The organism is Heliomicrobium undosum, from assembly GCF_009877425.1.
Lineage (GTDB): Bacteria > Bacillota > Desulfitobacteriia > Heliobacteriales > Heliobacteriaceae > Heliomicrobium > Heliomicrobium undosum.
Genome location: NZ_WXEY01000018.1, coordinates 1 through 26,015, shown reverse-complemented (window position 1 = coordinate 26,015; position 26,015 = coordinate 1). Strand labels below are relative to the sequence as shown.

Genomic DNA, 26,015 nt, shown 5'->3' with positions numbered 1-26,015 from the left:
CAACGGCATCTCCACTTTTTCATTCATACAAGCAGATTTTCTTTACTTGTCCCGAAAAGCCGCCACCAGCGCTTGCAAAGTCGCTTCCGCTTCGTCATGGACCACCTGGCAGGTGCCCACATTGAAGTGGCCGCCGCCGCCGTACTTGAGCATGATGGAACCGATGTTCACCGCCGAGGACTTGTCGAAGATCGACTTGCCGCAGGTGAAGACACAGTTGTCCAGCTTGCCCTTGACGCTCCAGATGCTGATGTTGACTTCCGGGAACAAGGCGTAGGGGATGAAGCGGTTGCCCGAGTAGATGGGATCGACACCGCGCAGGTCGGTGATCAGCACGTTCTGCTGCACAGTCGAGTGCGCCTTGACCATCTCCTTGAACCGTTCCGCCTGTTCAAAGTAGAGCTCCACCCGCTCCTTCACATCGGGATCCTCCATGATCGCCTCGATGGACTTATGGCGGATCTCATGGGCCAACTTCTCCATCAACTGGTAGTTGCTGATGGTGAAATTGCGGAAACGGCCGAGGCCGGTGCGGGGATCCATGACAAAGGAGAGCAACACCCAGCCTGTGGGGTTTAAGACCTCATCGATGGTGAACTGGGCCGAATCGGCCTTGTCCACACCAGCCATGAGGGCGTCAAAATCGGGGCCGAACTTTTCCCGCCCGCCGTAGTAATCATAGATGACGCGGGCGCAGGACGGCGCCGGCCGGGACATCCCCTTGTACTGCGCCTTCAAACTGCCCCGCTCCTCCTCGGAGGAGTGGTGGTCGAACCAGAGGCCGCAACCGGGAACATAGGGAACGTTGGCGATAATGTCGTTTTCATTGACCTCAATCAGCCCATCCTGCATGTCCTTGGGGTGGACGAATTTGAAGGAATCGACGAGACCGAGTTCAATCAACAGCGCCGCGCAGGCCAAGCCGTCAAAGTCCGAACGAGTCAGCAGTCGCATCTTATCTCCCCGAAAAACCGGGGATTCACCTCCTAGCAAGCTCCTGACTCTATTGTAACGGGTATTCGAACAAACGGGAAGGCGAAGCATCTTTTTTCAAATCAATAATATGGGTGCCACAGGCCAGGCAGGGATCATAGGCGCGGATGATACGCCCCAGCATGGTGAAGGTCCACTCCGGCCGCGGGATCTCCGTGCCGACAAGTGCCGATTCCACCGGCCCCCGCCGCCCCGACCGGTCTTTCGGCGAGAAGTTCCACACCGTCGGCGTGATAATGTCATAGCGGACCACCCGCTCCGCTTCCACCGTGGCGCTGTGCAGGAGCGCCCCCCGCATGGCGTCAGTGACGGCGGTCACCTGCCCTTTGACAGGCGTCTTTTTTTGGGCGATCGGCGGTTCCCCGGGGACAAGGCGGCCAAGCCATTCCCGCATCAGGCCGGCGATCAGCGCCGTCTCCAGCGACCTGGCGCAGATCCGGTCCATCGTCGACGTCCCCCCGTCGTAAAAGCCGTTGATCCGCATCCGCGCCAGCGGCCCCACTTCGCAAGGCTCCCCGCCGTAGCGCACCGTCTTGACGAAGCTGTAACCGCCCGGTTTATCGGGATCAGGCGCCAGTGCCCCATCGACGGGGCTGAACCAACTGTGGGCCGCCTCCTCCCGGATCAATCTGACCTGGGGCTCTGTGGTCACTCCCCCCTCCGTCAACACCCCGCCCTTCCACAGGAAGCGCTCGTTCTTCGGACCAAACCGGAATAGCCCAAAGGAGAGCAGCCGCAATGGCGTCCGGCCGATATAAAAATAATCGCCGTAGGCCCGCGCGATCAAATCCGTATCGGGCAACAGGCGCGTCCGTATGAATGCCTCGATCTCTTGCAGCAAGGCGCCGGCCTGGGCCACCTTGTCGGCCGTCGGGGCCACACTGACGCCGCCATGGACGAAGCTGTGCTGGTGGGGCGCCTTGCCGCCGAAGAGCGCCAGGATCTGGTGGCTTTTCTGGGCGGCCCGGATCGCCTCGCCATAATGGGCTGCCAGACGTTCGTTCGTCGCCCCGTCGAAGCGCGCGTCCAGGAGATTCTGCCGGAGAAAGGGCGGACGGTCCGGCATCTGAACGAAATCGGGCAGGCTGAAGAGATAAAAATGCCGGATATGGTTTTGCAAAAAGTCGGCGCCATACATGATGTTGCGCAGGTACTGGGCGTTTTCCGGGATCTCATTGTCGTAGAGTTCATCGAGCAGATAGCTGGCCGTGGCGCCATGGGCCAGCGAACAGATCCCGCAGACCCGCTGGGTCAGGTAAACGGCGTCGGTCACGGCGCGATCTCCCATGATCGACTCGAATCCCCGAAAGAGGGGGCTGGACACATAAGCCTCAGCGACACGCCCGCCGTCCAGGATGACCTGGGCCGACAGGAGGCCGCTGAGCCGCGTGATCGGGCTGAAGAGCACCCGTTGTGGACACATGCCTGATCCCCCCACCTTAGTATTACGGCTGCCCGGCTTTTCCCTGTTGCCCTGCTTTTTCGGGCAAGGGCGCAAAAAAGGGGGTCGACCCATCGGGGAAGTCCGGGTTGGTGCAGCCGATGCAGGGCGTGTTCGCCTTCACAGGCCAACTGACATGATCGACCCAGAGGCGGTAAGGGCAGTCGGCATAGGTCTTCGGCCCCGCGCAACCCAGGGAAAACATGCACTCCCGGTCTCCAAGCCGCTTCGCAAAGACCTTCTGATCGAAGTAGGAACGCCGCTGGCAATGGCGGTGAACAGTGCTGCCGTAAAAGAGCACCGGCCGTCCCCGCTCATCCAGTTCCGGCATCCCATAGAGGAGCAGGTGGGCCAGCGTCCCCACGAACCAGTCAGGGTTAACGGGGCAGCCGCTCACATTGATGACCGTTCGGTCGAGCACATCACCGACCCCTACGCTCTCCGTCGGGTTCGGCCGGGCTGCCGAGGGACCGCCGAAGGCGGCGCAGGTCCCCAATGCAACCACGTATTCGGCTTCCTTCCCCAGCCACCGCACCGCATCGTAGGCCGTCAACGGACCGGAAGGCGTCCAGGCGATCACCGCATAGCGCCCCCGCCCGCCCAGGGGGATGGCGCCCTCCACGACAAGGGTGTAACGCCGGCGGCCCTGCCCGGCCCGTACGAGGGCATCCTGCAACAGCGCGAGGGCGTCTGCCCCCTGGGCCGCCATGAAGGTGTTGCTGTAGATCAGGTCGATCATCCCGGAAAACACCTGATCCACATAAGGGGCGGCTGTGTTCAAGAAGGAGATGTTGTTGTCGCCGCTGTCACAGGTCTCGATCCAGATGACCGGCAATTTCCCGCCGCCCCGCCCCGCCTGATGGCTGCGGACCAGGGGCAGCACCGCTCCCGCCAAGGCATGGCCTCTGCCGAAGGGCCAGTTCCGGCAGAGCCGCTCGAAGTCCTCCCTGCGCATGAAGCGTCCCCTCCCCTGATACGATGTTCTCCTGATTACGCTGATCTCCAGATACGCTGCTCCCTGATAAGGCGCAAAGCCGGCGATTTCTCTTCCCACACCTGACTATTCTTATGCCGAGGCCAAATATCACAGCACCGGACAAAAACAACGACGCCTCCCAGCAGTGAGGCGTCGTAAACGTTTCATTTCCGTTTTCTATGGACTGATTAACCTTGCGAGAAACCGGCGCGCAACGCGGTTTCACTCCCCCCGTTCGCCGCGTTTTCACGATGAACGCTCATCGTTTTTTCGCGCTTAAGGCTCATTGCGCCTTCGGTCGCGGCGCCTGTCATCGCTCTCTTTTCCCAACGCTCATGGACATTGAACCAGTAAAACCACTGTTCCGGAACCCAGGCGATCATCTCCGCCAGCAATCGGTTCAAGCGGTTCGTCGCCTCGGTTCGTTCGTGGGGACGAAACTCCTTATGCAGGTAGATGGGCGGACAAAAGACGAGGCGGTGCTCAAAACCCCGGATGCGGCGTCCGTAAAAGGGCACCACAGGGACCCCCATTTCGAGGGCTAGCAGGGCTGTTCCGCCGGGGCTGCGCGTCGGACGCCCGAAAAAATGGGCTTGTGGAAAGTGGGGACGCCAGAAATCGCCATGCAAGAAGACGAGCCCATTCTCCTCCAGGTGCAGACGCAGTTTCCGAACCAATTCGGAGGGCGATGTGGCATCATAATCGAGGCCCCGGCAGCCCATCCGGTGAAAGCGCTCATAGACCGGGCGAATCTCAGGACTGTCGGTGGTCCCCACAGTCAGACAGGGATAGCGCCGGGACAGCAACCAGTAGTAATAAAAAAAATTCCCGAGATGGGGGGTAAACAAGATAGCCCCCCGCCCCGAGGCCAGCGCTGTCTCCAGGTATTCTTCTCCCTCGATGGTGAAAAACCGATCCAACCGCTGTTTCGGATCAGAGAAAGCCACCAGCACCTCATACAGCCCGAGCGCCCCGTGCAGAAAGTACTCGCGGCAACAGGCCTCCAATCGGCTTTCCCCTGATTCTCCCTGTGATTCTCCCCACGACTCTCCCCTCGGGTGGCCTTGCAGTTCTCCCAACAGTTCGCCCATGTTGGCCTTCACCCGTTCCCTCACACTGCCAGCCCGGTCATAAAGCGCCCGTCCCAGCATCTGGCAGGCGGCTAGCGCGACCGGTCGGGGCAAGCAGGCCGCCCATCGACCGATGACATCGAGGCGCCCCGCATCCGCCGTGATTTTCCCGATCCATTCATACATAACGGTCAACCCTCTCAAACACTTCGACTGGCGCAGAAAGTTGATTAAAAAAACTTTACCAGCCCTGTTTTATCGTTTTGTTGCCGAAAGGTTAAAAAATGGTAACAAAAAAGAACAAAGGCATCGCTTTCTCGATAGCGCCCAATCGGTATAACCCTCATGCCGTTGTACACAATGAAGTTGTCGTCGTAAAAAACGAGACAGCCATAGCGAGGTCAACAACATTGAACAAAATCGGCATCGCCCTGGGGGGCGGCGGCATCGTCGGATGCGCCCACCTGGGCATCCTGCTTGCCCTCGAAGAAGCGCGCATCCCCATCCATTGCCTGGCGGGAACCAGCTCGGGCTCCATCGTGGCCGCTCTCTATGGGTACGGCTACAGCGCCCCGGAACTGATGGACCTGGTCCCTACGATCGACCGGCGCTACCTGGATTATGACTACGGCCAGTTTTTGCGAAGACTGTTCCGCAATGACGTACAGACGCGGGGTCTGGTGCGAGGCAAAAAGCTCTTCGAACTGATCGCCGAAAAAACAGGTGACGCCCGGATGGCCGATCTCAAAAACCCCGTCGCCATCTTATCGGCCGATTTGCGGCGGGGAAGGCAGGCGCTCTTTTCGTCCCAGCCATTGGCTGAGCCCTTGCCCGACGCCGATGTCTTTACCGACATCTCTGTCGCCCGGGCCGTCCAGGCGAGCTGCGCCATCCCTTTGCTCTTCCAGCCCGTCGAGTACCAGAACCATCTCTTCGTCGACGGCGGCATCCTGGAAAACTGCCCGGCATCGGCCGCGCGCGCCCTCGGCGCCGACATCGTCATCGCTGTCGACCTCGTTTTCGCCGACCCCGTTGACGAGCCTTTTGACACCTTCATGTCTATCGTACACCGGGTGACCACCATCAACGTGGCCAGCCAGTCCAAACGGACAGCGCAAAACGCCGATCTCGTGCTCCGCCCCCAGGTGGGGGGCATCGGCATGTTCGATTTCGACAAGGCGGAACTCTGTATTGAGCGCGGTTATGAGCACGCCAAGGAACGGCTGGGCGAGATTTATGATATCCTCGACCAGTCGATAAAGGCCCCTACCGCTCCAAGTGACAAAAGACCCTCCTGGATGACGCGCCTTTTAGAGGGAAGGCCTTTTGCTTACTTCCGATCTCGATAAGGTTTCGCACCCTCCTTCGACCCCTCCTTACTTCTCCATGTTAATACGCCTTCGGAGCAAGATGCTTCTGGGGTTGATAAGGCTTTGTACAGCTTGGGCAAAAAGACTCACTTCCGGGCGACGATATGACAGTGATTCCAAAGGCGGACAGGTGGAAGATCTTATGTCACTCGCCGTTTTTTTCTTTACCAACCAGTATTTCATCGGTTATACTGAGAATAAGCTCGCGATGCTTACGGATGGACGATACCCTTCTCGATTGCCACCGGCTAAGGGAAGTGATGGGATGCGGTACCTCCTTAGCACGGGCAAACGAATATCGAGGAGGATTTCTCATGTACCAAGACAAGTACCTCACCTGTAAAGAGTGCGGTAGCGAGTTCCTGTTCTCGGCTTCCGAGCAGGAATTCTACGCCGAAAAAGGCTTCACCAACGAGCCTGGCCGTTGCGCCAGCTGCCGTGCTGCCCGCAAAGCCCAGCGTGGCGGCGGTTCCCCCGAACCCCGTCAAGAGCGTCAAATGTTCCCCGCCGTCTGCGCCTCCTGCGGCGTCGAAACCATGGTTCCCTTCCAGCCCCGCGGCGACAAGCCCGTCTACTGCCGCGACTGCTTCAACAACCGTCGCAGCAGTTGGTAATCCATCCGAACATACGAAACACCTCAGGCTTGGGGCCTGGGGTGTTTTTTCTTTTAAAAAGATTCGGCTAGTCGCCCGTTCCTATCCTCCAAAGCAAGCCGTATTTTAAAGCGGCGATGATAGCAGGTCCGGTTGGCGACATTTGTTGGCGACCCTTACGGCGCATCGTTATCCAACAAAATCTTGCGGAAGTTCTTCTCAATCTCCGGCGGCGCGTCCCCCGGAGATTTTTCTTGATCCTCGATCTGCTTGATCTGTTTAAAAAGTTTTTTATCGGTGGTGACATGGACCCGGTAGTTCTTATAAGACTCGCGGATCTTCTTGTCGATCGCCCCGCGGATGCTTTTCATACGCAGGCGGTCAAAGCCGCTCACCTTGGCGCCGACGGCGATGTCGTTGCCGATGACAATGGCGGTCGCATCGTCGACCCCTTGCACCGACTTGGTGACGCCTTTGATGTCCTGGGCCAGCACCGGATCCATCCGGGAAGGCGGTTCTTTCAGATCACTGTTTTTCGCCGTGGACTTGCCTGCGGCGCAGCCGCTAAAGAAGACGGCAAAAGCCAAAAAAAGGACCGCCAAAGCCGGAGCTCTTAGGACGAATAGCGATTGTTGAGGATGCAGTCGCTCCTCCTCCATAAACAACAACATTCGAGGGGGCAACAACATTTGGCGGCTCAACGCCCCTAACTTGTTCAACAACCCTTCATGAATCGACAACACTCGACCGAGCGACGACCGCCCTTTGTGATCAAACTGCATCGACTTCAACCCTTCTTTGCGCTCTCAGCGACCGCAAAAGCGCAATGGATATCATACTCACGCTGAATCACCTGACCGCTCCGTTCTCTACCCCTTCGGCTTGGCGATCAGGGAGGCGATAAAACCGAAGATGATGGCCGCCGAGATGCCGGCGCTGGTCACCTCAAATATCCCCGTCAGAATCCCGATCAGCCCCGTCGACTTCGCTTCCGCCATCGCCCCATGCACCAGGGCATTGCCGAAGCTGGTGATGGGCACTGTCGCTCCGGCGCCAGCAAAGTCGATCAGGGGCTCATAGAGTCCCAGACCGTCCAGAACCGCGCCGGAGACGACAAGGAGGGTCATCGTATGGGCCGGGGTGAGTTTCGCCACATCGAACAGCAGTTGCCCGATGACGCAGATCAGTCCGCCCACGACAAAGGCCCAAAAGTAGGTTTCCACAGTTCGAATCTCCCTCCATTACAGGCCGAATCTTATCCCATTTCGTCAATGTTCCCTCTGGCGTTCTCCCCGGCACTCCCTGCGGCGCACCCTCACACCGACTACCCCCGCTCAATCGCCACCGCATGGGCGATACAGGGGATAGAATCATTCTGCTGGTACGTGATCGGCGAAAGCAACGCGCCGGTTGCGACAATGAGGATCTTGCGCAGTTCCCCCTGCTTCATCCGGTTGAGGATGTGCCCATAGGTGACGGTGGCCGAACAGCCGCAGCCGCTCCCGCCGGCGATCACCTCTTCCTGCTGGTCCGGGCCGTAGATGAGAAGACCGCAGTCGACGAACTTCTCCTCGGGGAGGGCCATGCCGTGCTTGGCGAAGAGGTCCTTGGCGATGTGGTGGCCCACCTTCCCCAGGTCGCCCGTGGCGATCAGATCGTACTCCTCATGGAAGATGCCGAAGTCCCGGAAGTGGGCGGTGATCGTGTCCACCGCCGCCGGCGCCATCGCCGCCCCCATGTTGAAGGGGTCGGTGATGCCCATATCAACAATCCGTCCGATGGTGGCCCCGGTTACACGCGGCCCTTCCCCTTCGGGTGCGACGACGGCCACCCCGGAGCCGGTGACGGTCCACTGGGCTGTCGGCGGTTTCTGGCCGCCGTATTCGGTGGGGTAGCGGAACTGCTTTTCCGCCGTCGCGTTGTGGCTGGAGGTGCCGCAGAGGACATAGCGCCCGGCGCGGCTGTTGACGAGCAAAGAGGCTAGGGCCAACCCCTCCATAGAGGTGGAGCAGGCGCCGAAGAGCCCCAGGTAAGGCACCGCCATGGTCCGGGCGGCGAAGCTGCTGGCGGTGATCTGGTTCATCAGATCGCCGCAGAGGAAAAACTCGATGTCTTTTTTCTGCAACCCCGCCTTGCGGATGGCCACCTCGCAGGCTTCTTCCAGGAGCTTGCGCTCGGCCTTTTCGAAACTGGCCTGTCCCAGCCAGAGGTCGCCGTGGAGCAAGTCAAAGTCCTTGGACAGCGGCCCCTGGGCTTCAAAAGGTCCTCCGACAGCGGCACTGGCTACGATGACGGGCTTGTTGTCGAAGCGCCAACTCTGATGTCCCTGCTGCATGCTACCCAACCCCCGCCATGCCGAGGAGCGTCTTGATCAGCGCCACCACGAAGGCCGAGACGACGCCGAAGACGATGACCGGCCCGGCCAATTTGAACATCTTGCCGCCAACGCCCAGGACATAGCCCTCGGTCCGGTGCTCGATGGCAGCCGAGGCCATGGAGTTGGCAAAACCGGTCACCGGCACGGCGGTCCCTGCGCCGGCGTGCTGGGCGATGTGGTCGTAGACGCCGAAGGACGTCAGCAGGACCGCGAGCAGGACCATGATCGCCACCGTCGGGTTGCCGGCTGTCTTTTCATTGAAATTGAAGTGCCAGAGAAAGAAGTTCTGGATGACCTGGCCAAGCAGGCAGATCGACCCGCCGACGAAAAAGGCCCAGAGACAGTTCTTCAATACAGGCCGTTTCGGCTCCCGGAGCTTGGAAAAGTCGTGGTACTCCTGCTGGACCGGCGTCAGGTTCTTCTTTTTTTTGTTTGACAACGATCGTTCCCCCTTTACAAGGGTGTTTCCCTCAGCGCTTCAGCAGCGGCTCCAGATCCTTGACCGTCTCCGACATCAACCCCGCCGCCTCCGTATACATCTGCTTGGCCGACGGGTCCTTCGTGGCCAGGGCGTAGAGCTCACAGTCGGCCTGGGACTTTTTCAGGTTCACGAAGAGCAGTTCCTTCGTCTTCGGCTGGGGCAGATTGATAGCGTCATCGAAGAGGTCCACATACAGTTGGCCCACCGAATCGACCTGGGCCAGGAAAACATTCTCCGGCGCCACGCCGATCTTCTCCAACTCCTCATGGAGCCAGCGCCGGTTGAGCCCCATAGCCGTCAGCGGCTCGTCCATCATGATGCCGTCCATAATCACCGTCTGGGGGACGCTCTCATGGCCCACCTTCATCTCCAGCGTCGACGCCGTGACAGGCCGCTTGTCCTTCTTGAGAAAGACGCTCAGTTCACCGTCCGGTTCGAGCATGGCAAACTCCACGTCAGCGAAGTTGAAGACGTTTTTCCGCCGGAGTTGGCTCAAAAGGTCCTCAGGGCTCATGCGGACCTCCATCAATTTGGCGTCAAGGACCTTCCCATGGTTGATCAGCACCGTCACCTTGCCCTGCACCAGATCGCGCACCGTCTTGAACTTGATGGACAGGTAAAAGAGGGCGATGGGAAAGCCGATCCAGACGACGAGCGTCATGAGGGCGCTCGCCAGATCGCCGGCCAGGTTGAGAGACAAGGCGCCGGCGACGACGCCGATGGCGATAACGGTGATCAGATCAAAGAGGGTCAACTGTGACAGTTGTCGCTTGCCGAGCAGCCGGGCGCCTGCTAAGATGAGCAGGAAGACGGCTGTGGCGCGAATAAAGGCGATGGTCCATTCAGGCATGGGATAAACTCCTTATTCACAAACAGCGTTAAAACCCCTTATACTGGGGCTCCTCAAACTCAAGCACCTGAATCCGCTTTTCCATCCCGTCGATCACCCGGTCCAGCCGTTGCAGGTTCTCTGTATAAGCCTGCTTGGCATCGACGTTCTCCTCGACGGCGGCGAAGCTTTCCAGCGTCGAACGCGCCCCTTTTAAGCTGGCCAGTGTCTGTTTGACCTGCCCGCTTACCGTCACGGGAGCCACCTCCGTAACCCACCATTAAACCGGTTAAAGCTCGTCTAAACCCTCGTCTAGGCTCCACCGAAGCCGCTCTCAGGCAAAATCAGCCGCAACATCTACATGTCGCGCCCGATAGATGCCTCATCTACACTACATATAATGAGGACCGGATCATACGATCCGGCCCGAACGAGCATGGGTGTCCTTCATGCACAGAAGAACCGCTCGGGCTAAAAACCCTTGTACTGAGGTTCTTCCTTTTCGATTTCCTTCACCCTCGGTTCGAGGGAATTGACGATCTGCTGCGCCTGTTGGGATGCATTGGTGTAGAGGTTCTTGGCGTTCTGATCCTGCGTCTGAATGGCGAATTGCTCCAGGCTGCCGACGGCGCTTTTCAGGCCGGCGACAGTTTGTTTGAGTTGCTGCGATACCGTCATGAGTTACTCCTCCTGTGAAAAGTGTTCCCTTTCCACAGGTAGAATGGGATTTTGGAAAAGAAAATATGTGAGCCCTCAGTCTGCCAAAAGTTTCATTCACAAAAATATCCCAGCCATAGAAGTATCCTGATCTACAGCGCTACAGCCGTTCGCTCATCCATCACCGACCCGCAGCGTCATCGTCTCCGCTGGCGCCCACCCGTCGAATCGCGCCGACAGGGCAGCAATCGACACAGATCCCGCAGCCCGGACAGAGATCCTCTTCGATTGTAAAGGTGCGCCCCTTTCCCGGCGCGTCCAATGCGTCCCAGGAGCAGATGTCGAGGCAAAAGCCGCAGCGGATACAGTTCTTTTCGATGCGGTAAAATTGGGAGACCTTGTTTCCCATGACAACTTTCCTCATTTCGTTTAAAAATGTATCTTGACGTTACTTGGTACGGTTGGTACAATCAGGGTGTAGAACGTTGTCGAATAACGTCGAACAAAAGGAGTCAAGTGACATGAAGTCAACTGGGATTGTACGCAAAGTAGACGAACTGGGCCGTGTTGTGATTCCGATTGAACTGCGCCGGACGATGGGCATCGACGAGAAAGATCCCCTCGAGATCTACGTGGATGCCGAGAAGATCATCCTGAAAAAGTACGAACCGGCCTGCATCTTCTGCGGGAGCGCCGTTGATGTGCAGAACTTCCGCAACAAGATCGTCTGCAAGGAATGCGCCGTTTCCATGGCCCAAAACGCCGCCGGCTGAACCTGATCGCGCCAACCGGACCGCTCCTCCCACGAGGGAGAGCGGTTCGGTTTTTTTATGCTTCCTGTATTACTCTATCGTCGGCGGTTCCATCCGGCAATAGGGACGTAGAAAAGGGAATGAAAAAAACCCCCGGCATCACCGGGGGCGAAATAGAAGCGTCAGCGCGTTAATCGTCAGGAAAGGCCTGATGGATTTTCAAGAACTCGTCGAGATTGTCCACCATCAGATCGACCAGGTAGGGGTCAAAGTGCTGCCCCCGCTCCTGCTTGAACAGGGCCAGGATGTCCTCGATCGGCCAGGCGGCGCGGTAGATGCGGTTGTTGTTGAGGGCGTCAAAGACATCGGCCACCGCCGTGATCCGCGAATAGATGTGGATCTTCTCCCCCCGCAACCCGAAGGGATAGCCGCCCCCGTTGTACTTTTCATGGTGTTCCAGGGCGATCTGGGCGGCCGTGCGCAGGATGCGCCGGTTGGAGTGCTGCAGCATCTCGTGGCCGGCGAGGGTGTGCTTTTTCATCTGCTCGTACTCGTCCGCCGTCAGCCTTCCCGGCTTGTTCAAGACGGCGTCCTCGATGGCGATCTTGCCCACATCGTGCATCGGCGAGGCCAGGCGCAGCAATTCCGTCTCCTCCCGGCTGAGGCCGTAGAGCTTGCCCAAGAGCCGCGAATACTCGGACACGCGCTTGACGTGGAAGCCTGTCTCCTTCGATCGCGCTTCGACGACACCGCCGAGGGTGAAGATGATTTCCCGCTGGGTCGATTCGATCTCCTCGTTGAGACTGATGTTATCGAAGGCGATGCCCACGTTGGAGCAGAACAGTTCCACCCAGTTGCGGTCCCAATCACTCCAGCCGTTGAAGCCTTCCAGGTAGACCAGGTTTTCGGAGCCGTTCTGGCTGCGAAAATAGCCCACATAACGGTTGCCCAGCGACAGGCTCTGCCCGGCCCGCATGGCCCGCTCCAGGTCCTCCCGGACGGTTGGGCTGACAGCGGATCGAATGGGACGGTTGACGAGGGGCGAGTAGTCGCCTGTGGCCGCCAGGATGTAAAAATCGCGCTCATTCTTGGTGGCGGCGAAGCCGGACATCTGGCAGTAGATGGCGTTTCGGTTCAGCCGCAGGAGCGATGTCAACTGGGTGAGCACGCCGGAGGCGAACATGCGCATTGACTGCATCCGAAAGATGTTGGCCGACGATTGGATGATCTGTTCCAGCCCCCGGCGGTTGAGGTCGATGGTCCGGATGTCCCGGTAGGCCCGCAAGGCCACGTAGACGGTGGAAAAGAGCTTCTGGGCCGTCAATTCCGTCTTCGACACATAGCAGTTGATGTCATAGTCGACGATCACCCGCTCTTCCGGCGCGTAGCCGGGCTGGCCTGTGCGCAGCACGATGCGCACATGGCTGTTTCTCATCTCCTCCCGGATGTGCCGGACCAGATTCAACCCGGCGTCATCGGATTCCATGACCACATCGAGCAGGATGACGGCCACGTCGGGATGATCGCGCAGCATCTGCCTGGCTTCGGCAGCGGAATAGGCGTTGAAAAATTCGAGCGGCTTTTCGTCAAAGCGCATTCCCGCCAGGACGACGCGGGTCACCTTATGGACTTCCGGATCGTCGTCGACGATCAACACCTGCCAAGCCCCGCTGCCCCCTTGCCCCTGGGCGTCCTCCTGTTCTTCGGCAAAGAACAGCAAATCGTCGTCATTCGGATGGTTCGAGTCGCGCATGTTATGTCACCTCACCTCTGCGGAAAGTCGATGATGAAGCGTGTGCCCGTGCCTGATCCTGTACCTAATGAAGCGCTTGATCTCGCGTTTGGTCCAGCGTCAGCGACGCTCTCGCAACGGATCTTTCCCCTCAGGCGCTGCGTCACCAGGTTGTAGACGATATTCAGCCCGAGACCCGTCCCGCCCTGCCCACGGTTGGTTGTAAAGAAGGGTTCGAAGATGCGCTCCATGTGTTCTCGCAGGATCCCTCTGCCGTCATCGGCGTAGACGAGGCGCACCCGCTCTCCCTTTTGCTGCACATCGATGCGGATCGTCCCGTGACCGCATTCACCGAAACCGTGGGTCAGCGAATTCATGATCAGGTTGGTCAAGACCTGGGAGAAGTCGCCGGGATAGCTGACCACCTCCAGATCGTCGGGACAGGACAGTTCGATCCGGTAGGCCTTGTTCTTGAACTTCGGCTGCAGGCTCGTCAGGATTTCCCCGATATATTCCTTCAGGTTGAACCGGCGCCGGTTCTCTCTCGATTGATCGACGGCCACCTGTTTGAACCCCTGGATCAGCGATGACGCTCGTTCCAGATTCTTGAGGATGATGTCCGAGGCTTCCTCGCTGACGGCGAGGTACTTGTCCAGTTCCGATTTTTTCAGTTGGTTCTCACGAAACTGGGCAGCCAGCTCCGATGTCTTCTTGTGCAGGTGGGAGGCGGCTGTCACGCCGATGCCGACAGGTGTGTTGATCTCGTGGGCCACGCCGGCCACCAGCTTGCCCAGGGCAGCCATCTTGGCCGACTCGATTAACTGCTCCTGGGCCTGCTCCAACTCCGTCATGGCGCTCTTCAAGTCCAGGTTGGCCACTTCCAACTGGCGAGTCCGCTCCTCCACCCGCAACTCCAGTTGTTCGTACATCTCGATCAGTTCCGCTTCGGCGATCTTGCGCCGCACAATGTTGACAGCCAGGGCGGCGATGACCATGAGCAACCCCGCAAACAGCGCCAACGCCTTCCAGACGATGTCCTTGTTCGTCTCATAAAAGGTCTGGGGCTTGTGGACGACAGCGCTTCCCTCCGGAAGCTCGGCTTCATTCAAACGCAGTTCCCGCAGTTGCTGGTAGTCGAAGACGAGCCGGTTGGGGCCTTCCATGACAACGGGAATCGTCTCCGGCTTTTCCCCTTGCAGGACGCGGAGGGCCAACTGGGCCGCCGCCTCGCCCTGGGTGAAGCCGCTCGTCAGCATGCCGCCGACGATGCCGTTGCCGAGGTAAAAGTCCCAGATCCCATAGACGGGCTGTTTGCAATACTCTTTGACGACGCGGATGTACTGGTCGTTCGTGTAGGTGGCGCCCGACTTGTCCCGGTAATAGGCAATCAGCAAAAACACCATCGTGTCTTTGTCGAGATTCTCCAACTTGGCGCGCAGTTCGCTCAGATCCCAATCATCGAAAACCTCGTACTGGATCGCGTCGCCGAAGGGCGCCAGAGCTTCCTGGAGCACCTTCACCTGCGAACTGCCGGTGAAGGTCTGGTCATTGAGAAAGAGGATTTTTTTCAGCCCGGGCTGGAGTTTGCGGGCGATCTCCACGTTGCGCCTGATGTCATTGACCTCGACGACGCCGGTGACCCGCTGGCGGTTGAACTTCTCTTCCTGGTAGTAGTTGACGCCGCAAAAAACGACGGGCACATTCGAGAAGAGGCGCTGCTGGTACTTTTGCAGAAAATTCATGGCGTCATCGTCAGAGGCGATGATCAGGTCGAAATGATCCTGCCTGTACTTTTCTTGCAGGTAGCGGTACATGCTCTCCTCGTAACCCTGGCCGTTGTACCGCTTCGTGTCCATGTATTCCGTATACAATTCAAGGTTCAGTTTCAGTTCCAGGGGCTTGAGCACCGACTCGATCCCCCGGACCACATCCTCGGTCCAGACGAATCCCTTGTGGTAGGAGTTGATGATCAACACGTGTTTTCGGGGCGCCGACTCGGTATGATCAGCCTCCGCCGTCGGGATGAGGGCCGGTGAGAAGAGTGCCGGCGACATGAAGGTCGGCGAGGCCAGCGACATGAGGGCAGTCGGTATGGATCGAGTCGGCACGGCAACTGTCGGTATCGACGCCGGCGCTAATAGTTGCGCTACAATCAGGAAAAGGGCGAGCAACGCCATCCTGGTTGTAATCGACAGACGCGCGATCCGCCGGAACGGCTGTGCCGGAGGGACATGGTGTTGCCGACACATCCGTTTCACCCCTTCGAAGAGAAAAAATTCAGTCACAAAAAAGCATTTCGTAAAACCATATCGCAAAACATAACAAAAGCATATGCAAAAACATATCATTAGTTATTTTAATCACAAATGAACGCCCAATCCAATTCGACGCCTTCTTGCGGAATTCCTGCCTTTTTAACCTGTAAAAACGTTTAGGAATCCATGGCAGGCAGATCGCCGTCCGTAATCAGGAAACAAGCGCCTTTTCGCCAGCCAACCAGAATATTGCTATAATAATCTAAAAGCAGATTTCCTTTCGTCTCCAACTTGGGAAGGAATATAGAAACGAGGGTTGTCCATGACGAACGACGAGAGGCCGGATCGCCCCCACCTGCTGCTGTCCATGCGCTACCCCTCCCATGAGGAAGCGAAAGACCTCTTCGCCTCCTTCCAGACTGTTTGCAGCGCCTTTTCTCGGCTCCCCTTCGGCATCGAAGTCAACATCAACTACAACCCGCTCTCCAATCTACCGGGAATCTTGGATAGCGCCGATCGCCTGATCGCCATGACAGCGGAGGCGGGCCTTCCTTATTCCCTGCACCTGCCCAGCCTGCACAACCTGGATGATGAGCAAATCGCCCGGCTAAAGGCCTGGCTGTCCGGAAAAGATCCGCTCTATTGCGTCATCCACGCCGGCGATTACGCCTTTGACGGCCATCCGCCCCTATCGAGCGGCGACTACCTCGGCATCATCGATGATTGCCGGCGCAAGCTCGCGCTTCTCTCTCAGGCCAAAAACCTCTACGTCGAGACGCTCCCCTGGGTTCGCCTCGAAAAGAAAAAAGGCGTCCCCACAGGCCGCATCTTCCCGATCACCTGCGTGGGCGTCTTTTACCAGGATCTTTCGGCCTTGACGCAGGACTTCGGATGCCGTGCGCTCATCGATGTGGAGCACCTCTATCAGTCGCTATGGGGGCTCAGGCAGTTTCCCGGTCAGACGACAGCCAGCTTAACCCCGGCAAACGATGATGAACGAGCCTGTCTGGAACGCTACGGCGCCTTCGTCCGCGATGGCCGCTTGGTCCTTGCCGCCTCGGCGGATCACTGCTTTCGCAGGCAACTGGCCCTCATCGCGACAGACCGCTACCACTTCACCGGCAGCTACCGCACCCTCGCCGGCGGGCGCAACGCCGCCCACCGGGAGATCGCCGGCAACCGCTACGCCCGGACGATTCTCCGTCACATCCTGGCCCAGCGCCCTTCCTCCATCACGACGGAGGCCTGCATGGACGAACAGCCTCGTTACTCACCGGACGTGCAGATCCGGTCGCTGCGAAACCTGGCGGCCATCGTGGAGGAATGCCTCTTTACCCAACAGTCCACATCAAGCCTATAGCCACTCTCCCGCTCTTGCCCCCGTCGGCGTTCCGTCATCGACCGCCTTGACGCCGTTGACAAAGACATAGCGCATCCCCTCGGCCTTGATCGCCGGCTGCTGGCGCGTCGCCCGATCCTGCACCTTATCCAGGGAAAAGACGAGCACATCCGCCTTCTTCCCGGCGGCCACTTGTCCCCGGTCCGTGTAGCCGAACCGCCGCGCCGGCAGGCCGCTCATCTTGGCCACCGCCGTTTCCAGCGAGAGCGCCTGTTTCTCCCGCACGTAGCGCGCCAGCACCCGCGAGAAGTTGCCGTAGGCCCGGGGGTGGTTGGCCCGTCCGTTTTCGTAGAGGCCGCTGTCGCTGGCGATGAACAGACGCGGGTGAGCGAGCCCGCGGATGATGTTGTCCTCGGAGATGGAGACGCGGCTGGTGCCGAAGTCCCAGGAGGAAAAATCATAGACGTACATGTCGCCCCAGACATCGACTCCGTCGGCGACGGCCGAGTCAATGGAAGCGAGAATGCGAGGGTACTTGGACCAGTTTTGTTGGAACAGCGCCTTCGCATGGCCGTACTGGAGGGCCACCCCGGTGCGCCGGGCGACGCCCAGCACCTCCTCCAGGGCTTCCAACACCCGGTCCCCCTCGCTGCGCAGGTGCACCGTCAACAACTTGCCGCGCCGGGCCAGTAACTGGGCGTACTGTTCCAACTCATCGACGGTGACCGCCGACTGGGGCTCATACTCCAGGGCGATGGACAACCCAGGCGCACCCTCGCCGATCCCCTTTTCCAGCAGCCCGATCATCCGTTCAACCTCTGGCGCCGTCGCGCGCCGGGTCGTGTCATTGCCCAGCGCCTGGCGGCGAAGGTTCCGGTAGCCGACCAGTTGGGCATAGTTCACCCCGAGGGCGCCGAGACGGCGGCGGAAATCGCCGATGCCGTTGACCGAATCGCCGCAGTTGCCGCCCACCTGAGATGTGACGCCCTGCAAGAGGCGCACCTCTGCCTGCGGGTTTGTGCCCAGGTACACCTCGTTGTGGGTATGGACATCGATAAAGCCGGGGGTGATGCAAGCGCCCTGGGCGTCGATGACCTGGCAGTCGGCCGCCGGCGCATAGCTTTTTCCGGCCGATACAAAGCGGCCCTGTTCCCATCGCTGGCCGCTTCCGGGCAACACCGCCGCGATCCGGTCCTTCTGCAAGGCCACCGCGCCGGCATAGGCCGGAGCGCCTGTTCCGTCGACGATCATGCCGTTGAGGATCAGCGTTTCCCAGGCGACGGACTCTCCCTTCGCCCCACCGCTCTTATCCCCTTTGTCTCCGGCCTTGTCGCTCCCGCTGCCGCCTCCTGCGCCGTTGCCGGCCCCTGTTAAGGCCTCACCCGGCGCCAATCCCGGACGCAGCTCCTGGGAGGAGCAGGCGCTGGCGATCCCCCCCGCCAGCGCAACACCGGCGAGGGTGATGAATTGTCTCCGGTTCATCCCTGTCATCGGACCGCCCCTCCTCACAATTCGTGTGTCATGCGATTTAAGCATAACAAATCACGCGGCCCCTTCCCAGAACAAATCTTCAATTTGCTGGAAAGGGGCCGCTTTATTTTTCTCTCATTCGATTGAGGGGGGAAACACAAGTAACAGGCATTTCTTTCTGTGCTTATACGGGAATTTATACGGGTTTTCGAGAAAGCGTGCGGAGCTTTACTTCATGATCGCCCAGGAGTTCTTTAATCGACCGCTGCTCCTCATGAATTTCATTGAGCTTGCCGGTAATCGTTTTCAGCATGCCGATCACACATTCCTGGCTTCGCTCTAACGTGTCCAGTCGAAGATTGATGTTCGTTTCCAGACGTTCAAAACGAATGTTCATTTTTTCTTCTAGTCGCTGCTGGTTGCTCTCTAAATGCTTCTGATTTTTCTCTAACCGTTGTACATGATTCTCAAGCCGCTGAAGCGTCGCCTCGAATCGCTGCTGATTGTTCTCAAACTGCTCCTGTCTGGCCTCGAAACACTGCTGATTCTTTTCAAACTGCTCCTGTCTCGCATCAAATCGCTGCTGATTCTTCTCAAACTGTTCTTGTCTCGCCTCGAGTCGTTGCTGCCCCTCTTTTAAGGCCAGCAATTCCTGAAGCACCCGTTGTTGAAACTCCTGGTCTGTCAAATTAATCCCCTCCTGCCCCTGCCCGGCAGTTCAAGTATATCATGAAAATATAACGACGAACCAAAATCATGTTTCTTAATGGTAATTTTTCATTATTTAACCAGCAGCTTTGTTCGAAAACCAGGCATTATTTTCATTCAAGCCTGAACTTGGCGGACAACAGGACGCAGACTCCTCAGGCATAGGCCCGCTCCGCCTTCAAGGCCCGTTTCGACTGGTACATCTCCGCGTCGGCCCGTTTGATCAACTCTTCCGGCGAAAGCCCCTGCTCCGGGTCGTAGCCGGCAAAGCCATGGCTGAAGCCGATCAGATAGGGTGTCAGGCCCATGCGGTTGATGGTCCACCGGTTCTCCTCGACACGTTCCCAGATCTTTTTCGCCCGGGCCAGGTCGCAATCGGGAAGGATCAGCAAAAACTCGTCGCCGCCGAGCCGGCAGGTCACATCGCTGTCGCGCAAGGACTTTTGCAGCAAATCGGCCACCGTCTTGATCAGCCGGTCCCCTTCGTCATGGCCGTAGGTGTCGTTGACCCGTTTCAAGTCGTTCACATCGACGAAGCAGACCGTCAAATCTTTCTGCCGCCGCCTAGCGTCGTCCATGTGCTTTTTCAAAAACTGCATCCCGCTGCGGCGGTTGTACAGCCCTGTCAGATCGTCAGTGGTGGCGAAGAAGCGCAGCGTCTCCTCGGCCTTGCGGCGGCGGCGGATGTTGATCTGCAGGGTGCCAATGATGTAGAGGAGCAAAAGGAACATGGCGCCGGCGCCGAAGACGATGGGCCGGTGTTTTTCATAGAACGATTCCGGTTTGTTGATGACCACGCTCCCGCCGGGAAGCCGGGAGGCGTCGATCTGCCAGCGCTGGAGTTGGCGATAATCGAACATGTAGCGGTTGGGGCTTTCGCGGATGACCGGAACGCCCTCCAACCGTTCGCCCTGGAGCGCGCGCAGGGCCAGCTTGGCCGCCGTCTCCCCCTGAGTGTAGCCGCTCGTCACCATACCACCGACGACGCCATGGCCGAGGTAGAAGTCCCAGAAGCCGTAGACGGGCACGGCGGAGGCGCGGGCGATCAGATCGGCGCTTTCTTCATAGGAAAAATTGTTGTGCGACTTGTCCTGGTTGAAGGTCATCAGCAGAACCAGGCTGCCTTCGCTGAGTTGGGACACTTTTTCCCGGACTTCCGCCATGTTCATATCGCCGACAAACTCAAAGTGAACCCGCTCGGCGAAGTCCGGGATGATCGCCTCCAACTGGCGCCGGTTGGTGATGCCCGTATCGGTCCAGTCGTTGACGACGACGATCCGTTGGGTGCGCGGATGGAGGCGCAGCGCCGCTTCGATCGTCTTTTTCATGTCGACCGTCTCGACGACGCCGGTCATGTTGGCCTGGCCGGCCAAATCGGCGGGCGCAAAGTCGTTAACGCCGCAAAAGATGACCGGCGTACCGGGAAAGAGCCGCTCCCGGTAGTTCAAAATGAACCGGTAGGCGACTTCGTCGGCGACGATGACGGCGTCAAAACTCCGGTCTTTGTATTTTTCGATCAAGAGGGGAACCATTTTGTGGACATACTCGGGACTCAGGTTGCGCTTGGCGTCCATGAAATCCAGGTACAGGGTGTAGCGGTTCGGATCGTCAAAAACCGTCCGGACGCCGGCTTCGATGTTGGCGGTCCAATCCATGCCGTTGTGATAGGACTGGAGCAGCAGGATCTGTTTCTTATCGGTATAAGACTGGTTGATGATGATGCTGTCAGCCGGCAGCAGGGCACGGTCCACACCGAAGCGCTTCAACTGCTTTTCATCGAACATGTACCGGTTGACGCCTTCCCGAACAACAGGGATGTGGGCGGGCTTTTCGCCATGGAAGATCCGCAGCGCCAGCTTCGCCGCCTCTTCCCCCTGAGAGAACCCACCCGTCAGCATCCCCCCCAGGATGCCGTGGCCGAGGGAAAAGTCCCAGGCGCCGAAGACAGGGACGCGGCTTTTGGCCGACACCATGGATACACCCTCTTCATAGGTAAAAAACCGTCCGGTCACGTCCTGGTTGAAGATCAGGTAGAGGACCATGCTGTCCTCGGGAAGCGACTCGACCGTTTGCAGGATCTCCGACATGGCCTTGTCCTGGAGCGACTCGAAGCGGATCCGGTCATTGAAGAAGGGAATCGTCTCTTGCAGCTTCTTTTCCACCGCGCGGCCGGTGGCGGACCGGTCGTTGATCCAGTAGATCGTCTTCGTGTGCGGCCGCAGCCGGAGCGCCGTTTCCAGGGAGGCCTTCAGGTCGTAGTCCTCGACGACGCCGGTGAATTGCCCGCAGTCGTCCAGGCAGCGGTCCTCCAGGTAGTTGACGCCGCAGAAGACGACAGGCACGCCGGGGAAGATCGTCTTCGCATGTTTTTGCATGAAATAGAAGGCGTTGTCATCGGCGCAGATGACCAGGTCGATCGGCGTCTGCCGGAACTTGTGCCGGTACACCTCATAGAGTTGGTTCAGGTACTCGGGGTCGGTGATCCGCTGGGTATCCATATCTTCCACACGGAGGTCGATGTTGCCGCTTCCTGGGCGCAACAAAACTGAGCGGACGCCGTCGATGATGTCGTCTGACCAGCGGTATCCCGTGTGGTAGGAGTTGAGCAGGAGGACATTGCGTTTGGGCGAATCGTCGGCGGTGTAGGCCGCGCCGGGGCGGAGCGAGGCGGCTGCGGGGCTTAGCGTCAGGAGCAGCGTAAGGACCATGAATGCGATGCTGGAGGCGCGAAGCATGATGTGTTTTCGCATTGTGCCGATGCCCTCGCTTTTATTGCCTTTCCGAACTTGCTGTGTTGGGTTCATTATACCATGGCATTTCGTATTAAAAAGATATACTTTGTAACTGTTTTCATTTGCGCATCGCCGATTTAAGAAGTTATTAAGAATTGCTCATTCGCCAGTTAAGAATCGACAGGTACGCTAGCATTGTAAAACCAAGACAGATGTGGAGGGAAGGGCAATGCAAAAACCAATCGCTCAAATCCGGCGCATCAAGAAAAAGATCAGCGACCGGACCATCATTGACGATTTTTCTTTAGACATCTACCCCGGTCAGGTGTTAGGCCTCCTTGGACCCAATGGCGCCGGAAAAACAACGCTTATCAAGATGATCCTCGGCCTGATGGCCCCCACCCAGGGAGAGATCCGGATCGGAGGCTCTTGCATTCAACGAAACTTCACAGCCGCCATCACCAACGTCGGCGCGATCGTGGAAACACCGGCGCTCTATGGATACCTCTCCGGTTATCAAAATCTCCTCCATTACGCCCGCATGGCCGGAGGCATCGGCCATGAACGAATTCGGACCGTTACAGCGCAGGTTGGCCTTGAAGGGCGGATCCATGACAAAGTCGGAACCTACTCTCTGGGAATGCGCCAGCGTTTGGGGCTGGCCCAAGCATTGCTGCACAACCCGGCCTTGCTGATCCTTGACGAACCGACAAATGGCCTGGATCCGGCGGGAATCCGGGATTTGCGCAATCATCTCCGGCAACTCGCCCATGAGGAAGGCGTCGCCGTCATGGTTTCCAGTCACCTGCTGAGCGAAATGGAGTTGATCTGTGACCGCGTCGCCATCATCCAACAGGGCAAACTGATCCAGGCGCTCAATGTAGACGCAACAGCGAAGGGCGCCTTGGAGGCGGCATTTTTGGCCATGACAGAGGGGGATGGAACATGCAACTGATCAATCTGATCCGCAACGAAAATATGAAACTGCTTCACCAGAGAAGCACCCAGGCGCTCTTCGCTTGTTCGGTCCTGTTGATTCTCGGGCTCGGCCTGTTGCAACGCTACAACAGCGAGATCACGCCGGAGTTCTACCGAAACCTGTGGGGTTTTGTCCTGTCCGCCACATCGGCCTCCGGCTGGATCAGCCTTGTCGGTATCGTCCTTGCGGCGGGCAGTGTCGCCAATGAATTCTCTTCCGGAACCATCAAGCAACTCCTCATCCGTCCGGTGAGCCGCGCGAAGATCCTTTTTTCCAAGTTCTGTTCCATCGTGATGATAACCCTGCGCATCATTGCCGCCATGTTCATCACATCGGTGCTCGCCGGCGGACTCTTCTACGGATTCGATTCAATCGCTTCGCCGTCTATTCCCGGCCTGATCGAAAAGGATCTCCTGTGGCAACTGCTGATCCGCTACGGCGCGGTGCTCGTCAATGGCATTGTCATGATCGCCCTGGCGCTCATGCTTTCCGTCTTGTTTCGAAACGCCATGATGGCCGCCGCCTTCGGCATCCTGCTGTCGATGTTGGGGACAACAACGCTTACCCTTGTCCGCGATTTTTCCTGGGCCAAGTACCTTCTCTTCGCCCACAGCGATCTCACCCCCTATATCAACGGACATCCGCTGCTGCCGGGGATGACGCTGTCCTTCTCTTTGGCGATGATCGCCCTCTACCTGCTGTTGTTCGGCTTGATCACGAGCCTGCATTTTGCAAAAAGGGATATCTAGCGCGAAACTATCCATCTCTGTCCGCAAAAAGGGGGGGTCTCTTTGCTACAATTACTTTTAAGAAAGAGGCCAGCGGGAGGCGATCACCATAAGCCAGAAAATCCTTGTGGTCGATGACGAAGCGGAAATCGTTGACTTGCTCCGCGATTACCTGTCGGCTGAGGGGTATCAGGTCACCACAGCGGCAGATGGTCGAGAGGCGTTGGAAAAAGCCCGGTTGGAAAAGCCCGACCTCGCCATTTTGGATCTCATGCTTCCGGCCCTTGACGGTTTTGAGGTCTGCCGGATCCTGCGGGCTGAGTCTGCCATCCCCATCATCATCTTGAGCGCCAAAGAGCAGGAAGGCGACAAGGTGCTGGGGCTCGGCCTGGGCGCTGACGATTACCTGGTTAAACCCTTCAGTCCCCGTGAAGTCCTGGCGCGCGTGCGGGCGCAACTTAGGCGCGTCGCCCTCTCTTCGGGGGCGCCGGCGAAAGACGATGCGCTGCGTTTTTACGGCCTGGACATTTACCCCCGCGAGTATCGCGTGGTTCGTGACGGGATGGACGTGTCCTTGCAAGCGCGGGAGTTTCAATTGCTTTATTTTTTGGCTCGCCATCCCCGGCAGGTTTTTTCAAAGGAACAACTCTACGAATGCGTCTGGGGCGAAGACTATCTGGGCGATCCCAACACCCTTACCGTTCATATCCGGCGTCTGCGCGAAAAAATTGAGCCGGCGCCTGGCAAGCCCCAGTACATCAAGACGATCTGGGGCGTCGGCTACAAGTTTGACGGCGTCCCCTTAGGCGTTTTAGGAGTTCCCCAATGAGCGGCTTGCAAGATTTCCTACCGAAATACCCGATCGGCATCCGCGTGAAGCTCTTGATCGCCTTTTTGCTGGCGGTCCTCGTACCTGCCGCCGCCTTGGGCGGCGGTTTGTTGTTCATGGTCGCCACCGATGAAACCTTCGGCCTGTTGCCCCAGCAGGTATCAGCCGGTTTTTTGCCGACCTTCGCCAAGTCCGTCGGTGACGCCCATGCCCGTTATGCCAACTGGGACGAGGCCGTAGTGGCGGCGGAAATCGGGGACTTGCCTCCCGGTTGGCGCCTGCTGGTGATCGATCCGAACGGTGTCGTCGTCTTTGATCCCATAGGCCGTTCAGAAGGCGCTTCGGTCGCGCTGCCGGAGTTGGCCCGCATGATTGGGGGACAACGGGCGCTGCAGACGCACCGGTCGCAACAGTCGCCGGCAATCGATGATACGATGCATTACCTATACGAACCGGTGACGGTGAATGGAAAAGAGGTCGCCCTGGCCCTCGCCGGCTATCCGGCGCAGCCCCTAGAAGCAGCCGCCCAGAGACACCTGCGCTCTCTCGGCCTTATCGGCGCGACGGCCGTAGCGGCGGTGCTCTTTTTCCTGCTCCTCTTTCTGTCGCGGAGCATCCTTTCCCCCATCGGCAAACTTGGCCGCGCGACAGAGACCATCGCCCGAGGCAATTTATCGGCCCGCGTCGCCATCGACAGGCGGGACGAGTTCGGTCGCCTCGGTGAAGCCTTCAACCGCATGGTGGGTGAGATTGAGGCGCTGCGCAAACGGGAGCAAAAACTGGTGCTGTCGCGCCAGGAGATGGTGGCCAATATCTCTCATGACCTACGCACCCCCCTTTCCTCGATCCGCGGTTATGTAGAGGGCCTCCTCGACGGCTTGGCGGCGGAACCGGAGAGACGGCAACGCTATCTCCAAGTGATCCACGACAAGACCATCAGCATGGAGCGGCAAATTGAAGATCTCTTCGAACTGTCTCGCCTGGAGGCGGGACATTTGCCGATGGACTTCGTCCGTTTGCATCCGGGCGAGATGATCGCCGATCTGGCGGAATCCCTTCGCTATGACGCGGAAGCGGCAGGCCTGTCGCTGGAATGGAAGGCGCCGGATAATCTGCCCTCCCTCCTCGCCGACCCGACGCAAATCGAGCGGGTGGTGGCTAACCTTGTCCATAATGCGATTCGGCATACGAAACCGGGCGGGCGAATCACCATCACAGCCGCCCTGGTCGACCAGGAATTATTATTCTCGGTTCGGGATACGGGGGAAGGCATCTCTCCTGACGATTTGCCCCATGTCTTTCAGCGGCTCTACAGAGGGGATAAGTCCCGCGCCAAGGCGCAGGGCGGAACCGGCCTCGGACTGGCCATCGCACGGGAGATCATCCACGCTCATGGCGGAAGGATTTGGGCAGAGAGTGAGCGTAGGCAGGGGAGCGTTTTTTATTTCACGCTGCCAGTTATCCTAACGAGGGCATGAGAAAGCCGCTATACAAACTGCCAGGCACAGGCATGACTCCCCAAACGCAGGAGTACCGCTTCTTCGAGTGGATCGTAGGTCTTCGCATTATCCCGTTGGTGGTTTCGATTGACAACGAGCTGTCCTCGTCCTGCCACCAAGTGACGGCAGCCTTTGGGCCTGGGGAGATACCACTCTGGGACAACTGGGCGACGGCACACATACGATCGATCTACGTCGAAGCCGG

Annotated in this window: 25 protein-coding genes; 8 read left to right on the top strand and 17 right to left on the bottom strand. The window is 58.5% G+C overall.

Annotation, left to right across the window (positions count from 1 at the left end; genetic code table 11):
• Positions 1–42: 42 nt before the first annotated feature.
• The 4 genes from GTO91_RS13475 to GTO91_RS13460 form a co-directional block, all read right to left on the bottom strand.
• Complete coding sequence (locus GTO91_RS13475) at positions 43–954, bottom strand: DHH family phosphoesterase (RefSeq protein WP_161259255.1); 912 nt, start codon at positions 952–954, stop codon at positions 43–45.
• A gap of 49 nt (positions 955–1,003) precedes the next feature.
• Positions 1,004–2,416 (bottom strand): nickel-dependent hydrogenase large subunit, encoded by a 1,413-nt coding sequence (locus GTO91_RS13470; RefSeq protein ID WP_161259254.1) that lies wholly within the window; start codon positions 2,414–2,416, stop codon positions 1,004–1,006.
• Between the two features lie 22 nt (positions 2,417–2,438).
• Positions 2,439–3,389, bottom strand: coding sequence for a hydrogenase small subunit (locus GTO91_RS13465; protein WP_161259253.1), 951 nt, complete (start codon positions 3,387–3,389; stop codon positions 2,439–2,441).
• A gap of 209 nt (positions 3,390–3,598) precedes the next feature.
• A complete protein-coding gene (locus tag GTO91_RS13460; RefSeq protein WP_161259252.1) occupies positions 3,599–4,666 on the bottom strand; it encodes a lysophospholipid acyltransferase family protein in 1,068 nt (355 codons plus the stop codon).
• A 224-nt stretch (positions 4,667–4,890) separates the two neighbouring features.
• On the opposite strand from GTO91_RS13460, the gene GTO91_RS13455 reads away from it, so the two are divergent.
• Complete coding sequence (locus tag GTO91_RS13455; protein ID WP_161259251.1) at positions 4,891–5,829, top strand: patatin-like phospholipase family protein; 939 nt, start codon at positions 4,891–4,893, stop codon at positions 5,827–5,829.
• A gap of 335 nt (positions 5,830–6,164) precedes the next feature.
• Positions 6,165–6,464: a zinc-ribbon domain containing protein gene (locus GTO91_RS13450; protein ID WP_161259250.1), complete on the top strand. Its 300-nt coding sequence runs from the start codon at positions 6,165–6,167 to the stop codon at positions 6,462–6,464.
• A gap of 155 nt (positions 6,465–6,619) precedes the next feature.
• Here GTO91_RS13450 and GTO91_RS13445 read toward each other — a convergent pair whose 3' ends face one another.
• The 8 genes from GTO91_RS13445 to GTO91_RS13410 form a co-directional block, all read right to left on the bottom strand.
• Complete coding sequence (locus tag GTO91_RS13445; RefSeq protein WP_161259249.1) at positions 6,620–7,225, bottom strand: YhcN/YlaJ family sporulation lipoprotein; 606 nt, start codon at positions 7,223–7,225, stop codon at positions 6,620–6,622.
• An 87-nt stretch (positions 7,226–7,312) separates the two neighbouring features.
• Complete coding sequence (spoVAE, locus tag GTO91_RS13440) at positions 7,313–7,666, bottom strand: stage V sporulation protein AE (RefSeq protein ID WP_161259248.1); 354 nt, start codon at positions 7,664–7,666, stop codon at positions 7,313–7,315.
• Between the two features lie 101 nt (positions 7,667–7,767).
• The gene (spoVAD, locus tag GTO91_RS13435) at positions 7,768–8,778 is read right to left on the bottom strand and encodes a stage V sporulation protein AD (protein ID WP_161259247.1); all 1,011 of its coding nucleotides are present in this window, start codon (positions 8,776–8,778) and stop codon (positions 7,768–7,770) included.
• A gap of 1 nt (position 8,779) precedes the next feature.
• Positions 8,780–9,259, bottom strand: coding sequence for a stage V sporulation protein AC (gene spoVAC / locus GTO91_RS13430; protein WP_161259246.1), 480 nt, complete (start codon positions 9,257–9,259; stop codon positions 8,780–8,782).
• Between the two features lie 31 nt (positions 9,260–9,290).
• Complete coding sequence (locus GTO91_RS13425) at positions 9,291–10,151, bottom strand: DUF421 domain-containing protein (RefSeq protein ID WP_161259245.1); 861 nt, start codon at positions 10,149–10,151, stop codon at positions 9,291–9,293.
• A gap of 28 nt (positions 10,152–10,179) precedes the next feature.
• Complete coding sequence (locus GTO91_RS13420; RefSeq protein WP_161259244.1) at positions 10,180–10,386, bottom strand: DUF1657 domain-containing protein; 207 nt, start codon at positions 10,384–10,386, stop codon at positions 10,180–10,182.
• Positions 10,387–10,601: 215 nt separating this feature from the next.
• Positions 10,602–10,808 carry a DUF1657 domain-containing protein gene (locus GTO91_RS13415; protein WP_161259243.1) on the bottom strand — a complete coding sequence of 69 codons (207 nt, stop codon included), beginning with the start codon at positions 10,806–10,808 and terminating at the stop codon, positions 10,602–10,604.
• Positions 10,809–10,968: 160 nt separating this feature from the next.
• Positions 10,969–11,196, bottom strand: coding sequence for an ATP-binding protein (locus tag GTO91_RS13410; RefSeq protein ID WP_161259242.1), 228 nt, complete (start codon positions 11,194–11,196; stop codon positions 10,969–10,971).
• A gap of 112 nt (positions 11,197–11,308) precedes the next feature.
• Here GTO91_RS13410 and GTO91_RS13405 point away from each other — a divergent pair, with 112 nt between their 5' ends.
• Entirely contained in the window at positions 11,309–11,560 is a 252-nt protein-coding gene (locus GTO91_RS13405) for an AbrB/MazE/SpoVT family DNA-binding domain-containing protein (protein WP_161259241.1), read from the top strand.
• A gap of 169 nt (positions 11,561–11,729) precedes the next feature.
• On the opposite strand, the gene GTO91_RS13400 is transcribed toward GTO91_RS13405, so the two are convergent.
• Positions 11,730–13,292 (bottom strand): DUF3369 domain-containing protein, encoded by a 1,563-nt coding sequence (locus GTO91_RS13400; RefSeq protein ID WP_161259240.1) that lies wholly within the window; start codon positions 13,290–13,292, stop codon positions 11,730–11,732.
• Positions 13,293–13,303: 11 nt separating this feature from the next.
• Positions 13,304–15,520 carry a sensor histidine kinase gene (locus tag GTO91_RS13395; RefSeq protein ID WP_161259239.1) on the bottom strand — a complete coding sequence of 739 codons (2,217 nt, stop codon included), beginning with the start codon at positions 15,518–15,520 and terminating at the stop codon, positions 13,304–13,306.
• 328 nt (positions 15,521–15,848) lie between these two features.
• Here GTO91_RS13395 and GTO91_RS13390 point away from each other — a divergent pair, with 328 nt between their 5' ends.
• A complete protein-coding gene (locus GTO91_RS13390) occupies positions 15,849–16,886 on the top strand; it encodes a hypothetical protein (protein ID WP_161259238.1) in 1,038 nt (345 codons plus the stop codon).
• Here GTO91_RS13390 and GTO91_RS13385 read toward each other — a convergent pair.
• From GTO91_RS13385 to GTO91_RS13375, 3 genes are all read right to left on the bottom strand, one after another.
• Positions 16,881–18,356 (bottom strand): N-acyl-D-amino-acid deacylase family protein, encoded by a 1,476-nt coding sequence (locus GTO91_RS13385; protein ID WP_161259237.1) that lies wholly within the window; start codon positions 18,354–18,356, stop codon positions 16,881–16,883. The genes GTO91_RS13390 and GTO91_RS13385 overlap by 6 nt on opposite strands.
• 175 nt (positions 18,357–18,531) lie before the next feature.
• Complete coding sequence (locus GTO91_RS13380; protein ID WP_161259236.1) at positions 18,532–19,023, bottom strand: hypothetical protein; 492 nt, start codon at positions 19,021–19,023, stop codon at positions 18,532–18,534.
• Positions 19,024–19,198: 175 nt separating this feature from the next.
• Complete coding sequence (locus GTO91_RS13375) at positions 19,199–21,793, bottom strand: ABC transporter substrate binding protein (RefSeq protein ID WP_161259235.1); 2,595 nt, start codon at positions 21,791–21,793, stop codon at positions 19,199–19,201.
• Between the two features lie 211 nt (positions 21,794–22,004).
• On the opposite strand from GTO91_RS13375, the gene GTO91_RS13370 reads away from it, so the two are divergent.
• From GTO91_RS13370 to GTO91_RS13355, 4 genes are all read left to right on the top strand, one after another.
• On the top strand, positions 22,005–22,730 hold the full coding sequence (locus GTO91_RS13370) for an ABC transporter ATP-binding protein (protein ID WP_161259234.1): 726 nt from the start codon (positions 22,005–22,007) through the stop codon (positions 22,728–22,730).
• Complete coding sequence (locus GTO91_RS13365; protein ID WP_161259233.1) at positions 22,721–23,503, top strand: ABC transporter permease; 783 nt, start codon at positions 22,721–22,723, stop codon at positions 23,501–23,503. Before GTO91_RS13370 ends, GTO91_RS13365 begins: the two co-directional genes overlap by 10 nt.
• A gap of 106 nt (positions 23,504–23,609) precedes the next feature.
• Positions 23,610–24,311: a response regulator transcription factor gene (locus GTO91_RS13360; RefSeq protein ID WP_328793814.1), complete on the top strand. Its 702-nt coding sequence runs from the start codon at positions 23,610–23,612 to the stop codon at positions 24,309–24,311.
• Positions 24,308–25,789, top strand: coding sequence for a sensor histidine kinase (locus GTO91_RS13355; RefSeq protein ID WP_161259232.1), 1,482 nt, complete (start codon positions 24,308–24,310; stop codon positions 25,787–25,789). The genes GTO91_RS13360 and GTO91_RS13355 overlap by 4 nt, the downstream gene beginning before the upstream one ends.
• Positions 25,790–26,015 lie beyond the last annotated feature (226 nt).